We start from the raw sequence: 13508 nt of genomic DNA on the forward strand, positions 1-13508 counted from the left end.
AAGCGATCCAAAGTTTCAATTTTTTAGGGAAACCTTGCACGATTTCAAGATAAAAAAACATCCAGTTAGACTGGATGTTGAAAGATTTTACGATTGGATACATGGGATCACAATCGTTACTATGGTGCCTTCCCCCTTTATACTTTCTATGTTTAACCCGTACTTATCACCATAATGTAATTTAATCCTGCTGTTCACATTAAAAATCCCTGCTTGTTCCATGCTCGATGATGCTAGCTGTCTCTGAATTTGTAACAATCGATCCTCAGCAATCCCCATGGCATTGTCTCTAATCATAAATTCAATCGTGTCGTTTTTTAGTTGGCAGCTGACCTCAATTCGTATGTTTTCCGTTGTCATTCTAGCGCCATGTTGTATGGAATTTTCTATAACAGGCTGTAAAATCAGCTTTACTGTCTGATAATCCAACACTTTTTCATCCATATTCCATACGCATTCAATGTTACTGAAGCGATAGGACATAATGGTCACATAGGTTTTGGTATAAGTCATTTCATCGCGAATGGATAGGCTCGACTGATCCTTATTCGTAATAAAGCGAAATAACTTGCTTAGTGAGTGGATCATGTCTAAAGACTTCTCAATTTCATTGGACTCCACAAGAAACATTAAATTGTCGAGGGTATTATAGAGAAAATGCGGCTTAATTTGTGACTGTAGAGCATTTACCTGTAGTTCTCTTTTCTCGTATTTCAATTGGATACGTTCTTTATTGGATTCTATTGTCTGCTTAATCAGCTCGTCCATTCGATTCATCATTTTATTGAAATTACGACTCAGCAAATCGATTTCATCGATACCTGATAGTTTTTCCACAACCGAATAATGAGAACCATTTAGATCGAATACATTAAATGATTTATTTAACTGCCCTAATGGCTTCAGTATACGTTTGGACATCCAATAGGAGATAATAAGGATAAACATAAAGATGAATAATATAAGGAAGAAATCGCTCAAAAATAACTGATTAACCTGCTTTTGAATATCTTGATAGTTATACTTCGAAACAAACACCCAACCCAGTTCCCCGATCTTCGTAGAATAAGAGATCGATTTATCCTGATTTACTTGATTTACAAAAGTTCCTACTTTGTTTGGATCTGGATGAGATATTATTTTTCCGGTGTCATCCAGAATGAAAGCTTCATATGAAAGTCCTTTTATCTGTGAGTAGGAGTCAACCAAATTACTATTATCTAAATCTGTCGTGATGTACCCAATCTTTTTAGGGAATTCAGGGATTGAAAAGATGGGGATTCCTAAAATGATTTTAATATGGTCGAATCGATCCTTTTCTATAAAATAACTTATTTTGCTATTCGATTCCTTTAGTAACTTGGAGTAATTCGTATCTAAGTGTGCAGCATGTTGTTTATTGCTCGAAAAAAAGATGTTATTAGATAAACTATAGATGCCTATATTTTTATCGATCTCCATAGCTTGCGTAATTCTCATTAAATCTTGCTCAACTTCTTCATTGTGGCTGTTGTTCAGTTTATTTTGAATGCTTGTATTTAGAGACAAGTGAGATATCGTCAGTTCATGCTGGCTAACTTCATTGTTCAGCATATGAGCTAATCTTTCATGCGCAGCGTAGAAACTCTTTTGCACATCTTGAGAAACAATCTTAGATGTCTGCCAGTAGTAGATACACAGAAATATTAATAATGGGAGTAAAATCGAAATTAAAAAGTAGAAGAAAAAACGTTCATGCAGACTAAACGTAATCGCTCTTCTCTGCTCGCCCGCTAAGGAATCTTTTACTTCTTCTTCTCTAATGCGGTAGTTTTGAATCGTTCTAAGTAATTGGTACAGGGGCCTTAGAATTCTATTCGAAATGATGCCCGAGCTTATGATGCTTACAATAACAGCAAATATCAATGTCCATATGATAATTTTCCACAATTGCCGTAATTGATCCTTGTATACATAGATTGGTTCTGAATATAGAAGCTTAAAATTATAATAAGGGACACTTGCTGCGTATACTTCGACTTCTTGGTCCCTGAAGAATAATCCGTTCTCGCTCTTCTTGTTTTTTTCAAACTGAAGGGTTACTTGTTCACTTACCTGCTTACCCTTATAGAACATCTCATTATTATTCGTGAATAGAGCGATATTCTCAGCATAAAAAATTGAATTCGATAAATTTTCAGGGTTGATAAATATCAATATGGCTCCAGGATACTTTCCATCTGACGTTTCAAGGTTAGCACCAAAGAACATTTTTTCATTCAAGTCTTGTAGAATATAACTCTTATTCCGATGCTCTATATATTGATCTGTATAATGAATACTATTATCCGCTTCCCCTAGGGCTACAAAATAATTATGGTTGGCCACTTCCTCTTTCATTGACATTCCGTCATAAATATAGTCAATCGTTCTCTTATTTGAGCTATATTGCCCATCAGGCATCACTAATAAGATATTCTCTATTAATGGATTATCTTGTTTAACGGAGTATAGATAATTTTGTAAGGTTTGTAGCTTGTCGTACCTTTCAATCGAATCCAGATCTTTGTTATTTAGATCCTTTAAGTACTGAATGACAGATTCATTCGTTTTTAAATTGTTCACCAGATGGTATACTTCTTCAAAATTTGTATTCAGTTCTCTTGCGATATGCTCCATCTTCACTTGAATAGAATCTTGCCTTTGTTTTTCAATCGAATTTTTCGTCTTCAGAAATGAATTACTACCTAGGATCGTGATTAATATCAATACGATAACTAAAGAGAATATCGTTAAAAACTTCTGAAAGGATATCTTTCTCCGCTTACGTATCAGACTTCTCATGAGGTGCCTCCGTAAACCCATTGATTACAAACTTCTTTTTGTACTGTAGTGGAGAGATTTGTTTGATTTTTTTAAACACTCGATTGAAATACGATTCGCTTTGAAAGCCAACAATATAGGATATTTCTTTGATCCTGTATTCATCTTTTCTTAGTAGTTCAGCTGCCTTTTGTACCCGCACCTCATTGATATAATCGATGAAGTTCTGTCCCGTCTCCTCTTTAAAAATGGCACTAAAATAGGCCGGGTGCAGATAAAGCGTTTCCGAGACTTCGGTTAACGTTATTTTCTCGTTAAAATGCTTGCTAACATATTCCTTAGCTTTCTGAACGTACAGACTTCCCGTATGATCACTTGGAGTCATGATTGTACGAGATATATTGTCAAGGATACCGACTAGCCAATTCTTCAGCTCGCTTAACGTTTCCATTAGATAAATATGTTCGATCTTCTTTTGCATTTCAGAAGAATAGGGTTCGTATCCTTTTTCTTTAAGAAGGAACATGACCACAATAATGAGTTCGGTACACGCTCCCCGAATGTCCGTAATATTGATTCCTAATCTATTTCTTAATTCTCCAAAATAATCATCCATGTGATCTGATATTCCATTTGAATCCCTTTGTAAAATAACTTCTATTAATTTCTCTTCGATATGATATACTGATCGGTCTAGTCTTGTACGTTGGGGTGGATTGATTTCATTAACGTAGTTCACCGGTAGATCCTCAAAGAAAATCACCGTATCATAATCATAAAAAAAGGTATAACTGTAAGCGTAAATAGCCTCATTGTAAGATTTTTTAATGTTACCTGTACCCTTGGCAATATTACCGATTCCGACCACAAACGTCTCTTTTTCTAAATTTGTGGTTTTGGTATAAGCACACAATAGAGTTTTATATTTACCAATCAGAAGCCTCAATTCCTCTTTTGATTTAGCTAAATCTCCCTGAATAATCATGATCATATTGTCGCCATGTAGACAACAAAGAGAAGTGAAGCGCTTCCAAAAGTGAAAAGATTCTTCAGCAATAACTTGTCTTAAGGAAGATATTGTTTGTTCCCTAAATAAGCGATTTAACGGGAATATCATGACTCTACTCTCTCCAACAAGTAATTCCTCACCCTCATCATCCTTGCCGCTTCCATTAATCAGATCTAACACCCGTAATTCATGCGATAACATCTCATCTTTATGTACAGAAATGTCTTGTAAATATGCTTCTCTCTTCAGTTCTTCTTTTAACTTACTAAAAGTATCCAAGAAATCATCTTTACTTAATGGTTTTAATAAATAACCCCTTACGTCATAGCGTATGGCTTCTTGAGCATATTTAAAATCATCGTACGCACTAAGAATGATTACCTTAGTACTTGGATATTGAATATGTATCTCTTTAGCTAGCTCGATTCCATTCATCTCGGGCATTAATACATCCGTTATCACCGCATGCGGCTCTAGACGCCTCACCATATCAAGCGCTTCTCTGCCATTTCCAGCCGAACCTACCACTTCAAAATGAACTTGGTCCCAAGGAAAGAATTGAACCATTCGATCTCGAATATACTTCTCATCATCTACAACAATTACTTTATGCATTCCATCTTCACTCCTACAAAATGATCGACTTACCCTAGACAGTTATCATTGACAATATCACTCCAGACTTCCTATATCAACGATTGATTAGACAGCCATAAATCAATAATACATCGCCTCATCATTTTCTTCTGTAAGTTACCTAAGGAACTGGAGGAAGCAATATTTAATCATATATCCGTTCTTACAACGCTTCCTCGTCTAAGGAGTTGCCATGTTACCGCTAAGGAAATGTCACTTCATAAAGGCCAACCGAAATGCTCCGGTTGGCCTTTATCGTAGTACAATGTGCTTTTAAAATATAAATTCAGTTTAGTTTAGATCAGTTCATTTCAATTGAGATCTTCGTTCGTTGATATAAGAAATTTTATTTCACCGTTACCTTAACCTGCTGCGTCGTTACCAGCTTACCACTGTTATCGTATGCCTGGACGATGATCTCAATTTTCTTGCCCTTGTATGGGCTAAAATCGATCTCCGCCTTCCAAGGTAGAGCTGATGAACTCGCAACCGTGCGTCCACCGATCTTATACGTTACCTTTGAGAGCGTTGGCGCCCACGTCTTCACATAACTCGATACCTTTTGCTTGCCTGCAAGAATTGTGCTGTTGTTTATCGGTTTGTAAGATATAGGTGCCTTCTCGCCAATAGAGCCTAAGTAGAACGGATTGGAAACGGCCTTCTTATATGCGTTAAGCAACTGGTCATTGGCTGATAGCATATAATATTTGATTCGCTCCGTGGCATTACCGTTGCTGTCGAACCAGAACACACCTTTCACTTTTGGGTAAACCATAGGCAGAGAAGCGTAAAATTCCTGCATCTTGTATACTGCCCACTTGGTCTTGTCCTGACGTTTCTCCGGGTACATGTAGGACACTCCACCCTCGGAGATGAATACCGGTTTGCGATCTGCATATAGCTTATAGATATAATCGAACTTATCTAGGTGACTTGACCGGTCTTCACCCTGCTTCAGCGGATCTAGCGACGGGTCAAAGATCGAGTACAGGCTGACACCGACCCAATCCACATAAGCATCACCCGGATAATAGGACTCGATCGTATATGTTGGGTTAGCTCCCGGCGCCCATACCATCGCAACATTGTGCTTGGCCTCTTCCCGAAACACCTTCGTGACCAGACGAAACTTCTCAATGTATTTTTTCGGGTCACCACTCCATTTCACCCAGCCACCATTCATCTCATTGGCAAATCGCATAAATACAGGTACGCCCGAATCCCCAATCGTGCGCGCGAAGTCGCGCAGGTAGGCATCATCCTTAACCTGATCCAACCCCTTGATCGGCTGAAGTCCAATCTGTAGTGCCGTTCCGCTAGCCGCCGCACGCTCCAAGTGCTTGGCCAGCAATGCCGGATCACTGCCGTAGTTAAAGTACAACAGATAAGCGGCATGTTTTTTCCCAGTCATGCGAGGGAATTGATCGGTAAAATATTTGCGCTGCTTCGGATCGTTAACCGCTTTGTCCATTTCTGCATACGCACCAATCAAAGCGCCGTTAGCCGGTACAAATTTTGTCCCGCCATAATTTGTTCCTGGGCTGGCAGACTGCTCCACATACAGCTTCGCCGTACTGCGGAGCAGATTGGCTTTCCGCTTCGCGGCAATGCTAATCTGTGTCTGGTTTGCCTTCCCCGAATATTCGGCTTCTAAGTCCCAATTGGCTACAGCGTTATCGTACTGCTTCAGCCCCTTATAACAATCACCGATCCGGCGGTATATCTGCGCGGCGTTCCCGAATTCTTTTTCCTTAATGAATTCAGGTGCAATTTTCTTGTATTTGGTTATCGCCTCATTATATTTCCCTTGAGCCTCCAGCTTCTGCGCGTCCTTGTACACCAACCAGACGTTAGCTGCCTCTGCTTCTCCATAATGAAAAGACGATAAACCGATTACCATAATAGCTAGTGCGAGCACCATTTTGAACAGCCATGCTGCCTTCCTCTGTGCATTGAACTTTAATCCCCGTTGCCTTACTTCCATGCTGTTTCGTTCCCCCGTCTCCCCTGCTACCTGCAGAATGATGATAAATTATGTTGAATATTGTCAACATATAGCAGATGTTATCATACCAGATTATACCACTAGAGGGGAATGAGAAAAATCCAAAGAACCGTCAGGATGCGTTTCTTTGGATTGGGAATAGCAATTAGGGTAGCTTCACACTACATCCAAGCATATGAGTGAGGAAGCCGTTGACGCGCTGCGTTCTTTTTACCGCTTAAAACAAAGCACTTATCTAGCAATTAAGCTATGCTGAACAATATGGTTTTGGCCCCGACCAAAGTTGAACCGCTATTCACAAAATAATAGTTAGATGCCGTGTCTAACGTGATGGGCCCTGTCCATGTTATTGTAGCAAATTGACTACTAAAGATGCCTGAAGGAGTCACGTCTGGAAGCACTGTACCAGAGGTGACATTTCCGTTGATCATAGAATTAGTGATTTCCGAATAACCAGCAATAGTAAGGGCGCCATCAGATCTGCTATCAACCATTCGCTGAATGTTAAGACCGGGATCATTAATTGTATTAATTCTGCTATTGTAAAGATACGTATTCAATATACCCAGATGGGGGTCGCTAGGATCGGGCGCGATGCTGCCTACTACTCTTGCATTTAATAATTGAAATTCAATGGTTGTAAATGGATCCACAGGATCAGTATTCAAGAATGAAATGTTACCACTAATAATGGCTCCGTCAGTATAGTTCGTATGAGTACTGACCGAAGTTCCATTATCCAATGTGCCTATAACAGTAACTGGACGAGCATTAAATGCTGGACCTTGGTTAGTATAAAAATCTTCTGCTGCTGAGTTTGTTTGTATCGTGATGTTTCTAGGAACAGATGATCCAAAATTGGCTAGGCTAGCATCGCCGAGTACCCATGGCCCAAGACCTATCAGTTGTACATGTCTTGCTGGAGGAATAACAATATTTTCATCAAAAGCTGAGTTAGAAGCGATTAAGACAATCATACGTGCACGCATTCCAAATGTGGTTGCGAGTGGACTGGTTACTGCAGCTGTAACAGCAGCTTGCAATGATTTAAAAGGATCATAAGGGGTTCCTGTCCCCGGTCCGGGCGCACTTGAGTCAGCCCAAAAAACTGTTTCCGCTCCCCAGAGAAAAGGCGCATTGCCCGTCACTCCTGTTACTCCCGTTTCTCCTGTTGCACCGGTTGCGCCTGTCGCGCCCGTTGCTCCCACTTCGCCTGTCGATCCTGTTGCACCTGTTGCGCCGGTTGCTCCCACTTCGCCTGTCGATCCTGTTGCGCCCGTTGATCCCTCATCGCCTGTCGGTCCTGTTACGCCCGTTGATCCCGCATCGCCTGTTGGTCCTGTCGCACCGGTTGCTCCCACATCACCTGTCACTCCTGTTGCGCCCGTTGCTCCCACTTCGCCTGTTGGTCCTGTCGCACCGGTTGCGCCTGTCGCCCCCGTTCCTCCTGTTGCGCCGGTTACTCCCGTTGATCCCGCATCACCTGTCGGTCCTGTTGCACCTGTTGCTCCCGTTGATCCCGTCACTCCTGTTGCGCCCGTTGATCCCGCTTCGCCTGTTGGTCCTGTTGCACCCGTTGCGCCTGTCGCCCCCGTTCCTCCTGTTGCGCCGGTTACTCCCGTTGATCCCGCATCACCTGTCGGTCCTGTTGCACCTGTTGCTCCCGTTGATCCCGTCACTCCTGTTGCGCCCGTTGATCCCGCTTCGCCTGTTGGTCCTGTTGCGCCCGTTGATCCCGCTTCGCCTGTCGGTCCTGTTACACCTGTTGGTCCTGTCGCGCCCGTTGATCCGGCATCGCCTGTCGATCCTGTTGCACCGGTTGCTCCCGTTGATCCCGTTACTCCTGTTGCGCCCGTTGATCCCGCTTCGCCTGTTGGTCCTGTTGCACCCGTTGCGCCTGTCGCCCCCGTTCCTCCTGTTGCGCCGGTTACTCCCGTTGCTCCCGCATCACCTGTCGGTCCTGTTGCACCGGTTGCTCCCGTTGCTCCCGTCACTCCTGTTGCGCCCGTTGATCCCGCTTCGCCTGTTGGTCCTGTTGCACCCGTTGCGCCTGTCGCCCCCGTTCCTCCTGTTGCGCCGGTTACTCCCGTTGCTCCCGCATCACCTGTCGGTCCTGTTGCACCGGTTGCTCCCGTTGCTCCCGTCGGGCCTGATAAAGAGGGAGCAGCTAATATGGATTCTAATGAGGATTGAAGAAGTATTTCCTTCTTGGTTACTTCCTGCATAGTGTTTTGTACGCTCTTATTAATCGCGAGCAAATCGCTTATTGTTGCAGGCGTTTCTAGTCCTGGTAGAGTACCAACACTGTATTGAATTTTTTCAGCTTCAGAGTTAATTATATGTCCTAGACCTAGCTCTTCTATAGCAATCGCTGCTAATAATAGATTCAGAGCATCATCTCTAGAAAGATTAATAACAGGGGTAATATTTGGAATATTAGCTTGAGACATGTTTTGTCACCCTCTTATTTTTATTTAAGCCAAGCTATATATAATATGCTAAAAAAAGGTAGTAGTTCCCCTAATTTTGTATAGTCAATCCGTTTTTTTATCGTTCTTAGAATTTATGTCGTTAAAATGCATCACCTAGAGATTCCGCAAAAGATTTTTTTGAATGTGGCTAATGCTTGATCTTATATTCATGGTTTTATCGGACAGGATATGTCATATATGCATATACGTTATTTTCGGTCAATTTGATGAAGGGTTTGGTCTTAATCCGTCTCCAACACAAATATATTAATCATTAACAGTAGTCCATAATGCAAAAAAACCTTGCTATGCAAGGTTTTTAGATATGGAGTCTAGGGGATAGAAACCCTGACCTCATCGCTGCCAGCGATGCGCTCTTCTAATTAGTTCAGAAATATCACCATTCCCACTGTTAGAAAGAAACTGTGCAACATCCAATCTGAAAGCAATATCCACTCTATCTTTAAAGACTTTTATCTCCTCTATAATACCTCTTAGCATCACCTTCTTTTTTTATGGGTCACAACAATCTTTGTTACATCATGTATTTTAGAAATTGATTCTTCAACAAGTCTCGCAGTAGTATTATCAAGTGATGAAGTCCCCTCGTCTATGAGCAGGATTGGCGATTTTCTGATTAAACTTCTTGCAATGGATATCCTCTGTTTTTCACCCCCTGACAGTTTATTTCCGTTTAAACCACAAGAGTAGCTATAACCTTTCTCTTCTATGAAATGAGACAGCCCTGACATTTCTACTGCTGCTTTTATTTCTTCTTCTTCTTCAAAATGATTAAATAATGTGATGTTATCCTGAATATTCGTATCAAACACAAACACATTCTGCTGTATGACCTAGATCAGCTTATACAGGCTCGTTCGCTCTATTTCTCTAAATTCGGCACCATCGAACCAGATATCTCCGCTATAGTTTTTATGATAAGAAATCAGCATGTTTAACAAGGTTGTTTTCCCGCTTCCGCTTGAACCTACAATGGAGTAGTTTTTTCCTTTTTCAAAGGTATAGGATATATTCTTGATCCCTATCTTTCCTGCTTCCTACTCAAAGGATACATTTTAAAATTCGATGGCGCGATTGAATTCCGATACTTTTATCTTTTCTTCCATGTCATTATTGTATTCTGCGTTCTTAACATGCTTAATCACTAATGCTTCAGCTGTCTTATATGCAGCAAATAAAGGACGAAACACACTTATGGGTCCCAATACATAATTCAATAATTCATTAAAAGCAACGATCGTGCCTGCTGAGATTTTCCCCTTGATCGCAAAATATACCCCGACTCCAAAGACAGTGATTACAACTCTTCATTTCTTTTCTTAAATACTTCAATCACTTGAGAGTCTGCATTAAAACTCTTAATGGTAATAAAGCCGGTTAATAAGTCCTTAACGAGTTCGATGAAAGTGGCATTCTTGGAGGAGACAATTTGTTCGTTTTGCATGATCTTTTTCCCAAAAAAAGATGATACGAGGATTGGAAAAGTGCTGGCAAATAGGATGCAGAGGGTAATAATCCAGTTCAAATAGAACATGGCAGCTAATCCGCCAATGAACGTAAGAAGATGCAGAATTAAGTTAAAGTTTCCTTCTAAATAGTTTTCTTCGATCACCTTTAAATCATTAGAAAAACCGGATATGTACGTGCCTTCCCCTTCCTGGTTGAAAGAGTTTATACTTTTTTAAATATTTTCGAGAAAATATTATTTTAAAACTGAAGAATCGCTTTCGCTATAAATTTATTAATAAAATAGTATTTCCCAAAAAAAGAATTCACTTCCCTTGTGTGGAAGCAAAAAAGATTTTCTTAAATCAGGCGTCTTTCTTTTTCTTTTTTTCTTACCTTGCCAAAACCACACAGCGAACCCCTCCTCCCGAGATTTTTGAAAGAGCTAAAAAATGCCTATGGCATCTCCCTCCTTTTGAGGGAAAGTCCGTAGGCATTGATGTCTATCTCATGTAACATGTATGAACCTTAAGCTCGCTGAACGCGCCTAAACGTCGTTTAAGTACACTTGATTTATTGTTATGTCTCGCAAATAACCACTATGTGTAAATTACTATATATACAATAATTCGTAAAGCATAATTCAACCAACGATCTGGAACACCTGGCCTTCCCCGCTTAAATCTAAAATTCCCGTCTCCAATTCGTCCCCAACAAATAACAAAAAACCTTGCATAGCAAGGTTTTTTAAGTATGGAGCCTAGGGGGATCGAACCCCTGACCTCATCGCTGCCAGCGATGCGCTCTCCCAGCTGAGCTAAGGCCCCAGAATATATAGGTTTGTTAAAAACAGTTACCTCAATAATATATCACAGGCATTTATCACGTGCAACCTTAATATTTAGTGGATATCCATCAGTGTTTCTATCTCGAAACACTGTCTTTCACTTGAAGTTATCGTCACCCGCTTGACGCTCAAATCAACTCTCATCTCAACACAAAAAAGCCCTCAAAAATCATGAGGACTTCCCTCTTTATAAGAAGACGCTGAATTGGTTCAGCTATTCGTGTCAGGCAATGAATCTTTGGACAACAAGCCGTTCAGCTCTTTCATGAACATGTTGATGTCTTTGAATTGTCTGTATACGGAAGCAAAGCGAACATAGGCTACTTCATCTACTGTATACAATTGCTCCATCAAAAGCTCGCCGATCTGGCGGCTCTCAACTTCAGCAGCAGCTGTCTTACGAAGTGCACTCTCCACCTCTGAGACCATCATATCCAGTTGCTCTACGGATACAGGACGCTTCTCGCAAGCTCGGATTAATCCGCGCAGTACCTTTTCGCGACTGAACTCTTCGCGACTGCCATCCTTCTTAATGACCATCAGCGGAGTTTCCTCCACCATTTCAAATGTTGTAAATCGACGGCTGCACTGCTCGCATTCCCTGCGGCGGCGAATAGACTTGTTCTCATTGGCAGGACGCGAATCGAGTACCTTCGTTCCAGCGTAACTGCAGTATGGACATTTCATAAAGCGTAATCACTTCCTTCTCAAACTAATTTCCAGAAAATGTAGTACAAATAATTGTAATGAAGATTGCTATTCTGAGACATAATACTTTTACCAACTCAAGGAGGTGAACAAACATGGGACAAGGAAACAACAACTCTAACAACCTGGTAGTACCTCGTGCTAGCCGTGCATTGGAGCAAATGAAATATGAGGTTGCTCAAGAACTCGGCATCAGCATTCCACAAGACGGTTACCAAGGTAACATGACTTCTTACGAGAATGGTTCAATCGGGGGCTACATTACCAAACGTCTGGTAACCCTAGCTGAACAACAATTGGCTGGTCAGCACTCCGGTCAATAATTATTCTTCATCTAAAGAGCGTTGGGGTGGCTTGATGATTTCAAGCCCTCCAATGCTCTTTTTAATAATTAGAACTCATCATATACATCGGTATATTGATTATAATAATAAATTACTCTTTGTACATAATGGCGAGTTTCACCAACCGGGATATCTTTGACGTTCTCATAGGTCCCATCCCATAGCCCTTTTTTAAGCCAGCTCCGCACATTACCTGGACCTGCATTATACGCAGCTATCGCTGCGATTGGATTCCCATCCATTTGATCATGCAGTTTCTTTATATACCAGGTACCGAGCTGGATATTAGCATCCGCTTCATGCTTAATGCTATCCATGGTCACAGAAGGCAGCTTGGCCATTTCCATAGCCCAATTCGCCGTATCCGGCATCAGCTGCATAATTCCAAGTGCTCCCACCTTGGACTCCTTACCCGGTTTATAGTTCGTTTCTACCCGGATAATGGAGGCTACAAGAAATGGATCGACTTCATAATGAATCGCATGCTTGCGAATTTCGTTCTTGTAATAGATCGGATAAAGCCATGTCATCCATATATTACTTAAGAATAACACGGCTATAAAAGAGATCAACAGAGGCAGCAGAACACGTTTTTTACGGAGCCAGCTTAAACTCATCATTCAAACAACCTATTCCATAGCTTGTCCACTTGTTCATGAGTCTCGCCCAAGGTCCCACTATTATCAATAACTTCATCAGCCAGACGCTTCTTTTGCTCGATATCCATCTGGCTATTCAGTCTTGCCAGTGCCCGCTCTTCAGTAATCCCATCACGCTCCATCAAACGCTCAAGCTGCTTATCCCTGGGTACATACACAACAATAACCTTCTCAAAAAGAACCTGCAGCTCTGACTCGTACAAAAGAGGAATATCCACAACGACCAATCGTTCAGGATAGGCTGATTCATACTCAGCCATCTGTCTGCGAATCTCTTGCCTGATTGCAGGATGCGTAATTCCATTAAGCACTAGTCGCTCATTGGGATCATTAAATATAATCTCGCCGAGCTTTTTTCGATTCAATTGTCCATCTTCCTGAATTACATCTTGTCCAAAATGCCCGGCCACCGCCGCCAATACCGGATGACCCGGGAGCATAACCTCCCGAGCGATTAAATCCGCATCAACGAGAAGCGCTCCCTTCCGGATTAGCATGGAGGACACGGTGCTCTTTCCTGTTGCAATTCCCCCAGTTAAACCGATATTCATGTTTTCACC

Annotated in this window: 10 protein-coding genes, 1 tRNA gene and 1 pseudogene; 1 reads left to right on the forward strand and 11 read right to left on the reverse strand. The window is 41.4% G+C overall.

Annotation, left to right across the window (positions count from 1 at the left end):
* Positions 1-87: 87 nt before the first annotated feature.
* The 9 genes and pseudogenes from ACK8P5_RS18880 to nrdR all read right to left on the reverse strand — a co-directional run bounded on the left by ACK8P5_RS18880 (position 88) and on the right by nrdR (position 11924).
* Positions 88-2823, reverse strand: a complete 2736-nt coding sequence (locus tag ACK8P5_RS18880) for a sensor histidine kinase (protein WP_422657796.1) — start codon at positions 2821-2823, stop codon at positions 88-90.
* Positions 2804-4426 carry a response regulator gene (locus ACK8P5_RS18885; protein WP_422657797.1) on the reverse strand — a complete coding sequence of 541 codons (1623 nt, stop codon included), beginning with the start codon at positions 4424-4426 and terminating at the stop codon, positions 2804-2806. Before ACK8P5_RS18885 ends, ACK8P5_RS18880 begins: the two co-directional genes overlap by 20 nt.
* A gap of 367 nt (positions 4427-4793) precedes the next feature.
* Positions 4794-6431 (reverse strand): glycosyl hydrolase, encoded by a 1638-nt coding sequence (locus ACK8P5_RS18890; protein ID WP_422657798.1) that lies wholly within the window; start codon positions 6429-6431, stop codon positions 4794-4796.
* 263 nt (positions 6432-6694) lie between these two features.
* Positions 6695-8902, reverse strand: coding sequence for a spore surface glycoprotein BclB (locus tag ACK8P5_RS18895; RefSeq protein WP_422657799.1), 2208 nt, complete (start codon positions 8900-8902; stop codon positions 6695-6697).
* 521 nt (positions 8903-9423) lie between these two features.
* A pseudogene (locus ACK8P5_RS18900) lies at positions 9424-9969 on the reverse strand (ATP-binding cassette domain-containing protein).
* Positions 9970-9999: 30 nt separating this feature from the next.
* The gene (locus ACK8P5_RS18905) at positions 10000-10161 is read right to left on the reverse strand and encodes a hypothetical protein (RefSeq protein ID WP_422657800.1); all 162 of its coding nucleotides are present in this window, start codon (positions 10159-10161) and stop codon (positions 10000-10002) included.
* A gap of 80 nt (positions 10162-10241) precedes the next feature.
* Positions 10242-10619, reverse strand: a complete 378-nt coding sequence (locus tag ACK8P5_RS18910; RefSeq protein ID WP_422661520.1) for an ABC transporter transmembrane domain-containing protein — start codon at positions 10617-10619, stop codon at positions 10242-10244.
* Positions 10620-11144: 525 nt separating this feature from the next.
* A tRNA-Ala gene (locus ACK8P5_RS18915) sits at positions 11145-11217 on the reverse strand.
* Between the two features lie 230 nt (positions 11218-11447).
* Positions 11448-11924 carry a transcriptional regulator NrdR gene (gene nrdR / locus ACK8P5_RS18920; RefSeq protein WP_422657801.1) on the reverse strand — a complete coding sequence of 159 codons (477 nt, stop codon included), beginning with the start codon at positions 11922-11924 and terminating at the stop codon, positions 11448-11450.
* 116 nt (positions 11925-12040) lie between these two features.
* On the opposite strand from nrdR, the gene ACK8P5_RS18925 reads away from it, so the two are divergent.
* Positions 12041-12268 (forward strand): small, acid-soluble spore protein, alpha/beta type, encoded by a 228-nt coding sequence (locus ACK8P5_RS18925; protein WP_422657802.1) that lies wholly within the window; start codon positions 12041-12043, stop codon positions 12266-12268.
* 68 nt (positions 12269-12336) lie between these two features.
* Here ACK8P5_RS18925 and ACK8P5_RS18930 read toward each other — a convergent pair whose 3' ends face one another.
* Both ACK8P5_RS18930 and coaE read right to left on the reverse strand, forming a co-directional pair.
* Positions 12337-12906, reverse strand: coding sequence for a lytic transglycosylase domain-containing protein (locus ACK8P5_RS18930; RefSeq protein WP_422657803.1), 570 nt, complete (start codon positions 12904-12906; stop codon positions 12337-12339).
* Positions 12906-13499: a dephospho-CoA kinase gene (gene coaE / locus ACK8P5_RS18935; protein ID WP_422657804.1), complete on the reverse strand. Its 594-nt coding sequence runs from the start codon at positions 13497-13499 to the stop codon at positions 12906-12908. Before coaE ends, ACK8P5_RS18930 begins: the two co-directional genes overlap by 1 nt.
* Between the last annotated feature and the right edge of the window lie 9 nt (positions 13500-13508).

The sequence above is a fragment of the Paenibacillus sp. EC2-1 genome (genome assembly GCF_049311625.1).
Lineage (GTDB): Bacteria > Bacillota > Bacilli > Paenibacillales > Paenibacillaceae > Paenibacillus_AQ.

Excerpts from the sequence above, each read along its gene's own strand:
- ACK8P5_RS18890 (WP_422657798.1), bottom strand. The coding sequence starts at position 6,431 with ATGGAAGTAAGGCAACGGGGATTAAAGTTCAATGCACAGAGGAAGGCA.
- coaE (WP_422657804.1), bottom strand. The coding sequence starts at position 13,499 with ATGAATATCGGTTTAACTGGGGGAATTGCAACAGGAAAGAGCACCGTG.
- ACK8P5_RS18895 (WP_422657799.1), bottom strand. The coding sequence starts at position 8,902 with ATGTCTCAAGCTAATATTCCAAATATTACCCCTGTTATTAATCTTTCT.
- ACK8P5_RS18930 (WP_422657803.1), bottom strand. The coding sequence starts at position 12,906 with ATGAGTTTAAGCTGGCTCCGTAAAAAACGTGTTCTGCTGCCTCTGTTG.
- ACK8P5_RS18885 (WP_422657797.1), bottom strand. The coding sequence starts at position 4,426 with ATGCATAAAGTAATTGTTGTAGATGATGAGAAGTATATTCGAGATCGA.
- ACK8P5_RS18925 (WP_422657802.1), top strand. The coding sequence starts at position 12,041 with ATGGGACAAGGAAACAACAACTCTAACAACCTGGTAGTACCTCGTGCT.
- ACK8P5_RS18880 (WP_422657796.1), bottom strand. The coding sequence starts at position 2,823 with ATGAGAAGTCTGATACGTAAGCGGAGAAAGATATCCTTTCAGAAGTTT.
- nrdR (WP_422657801.1), bottom strand. The coding sequence starts at position 11,924 with ATGAAATGTCCATACTGCAGTTACGCTGGAACGAAGGTACTCGATTCG.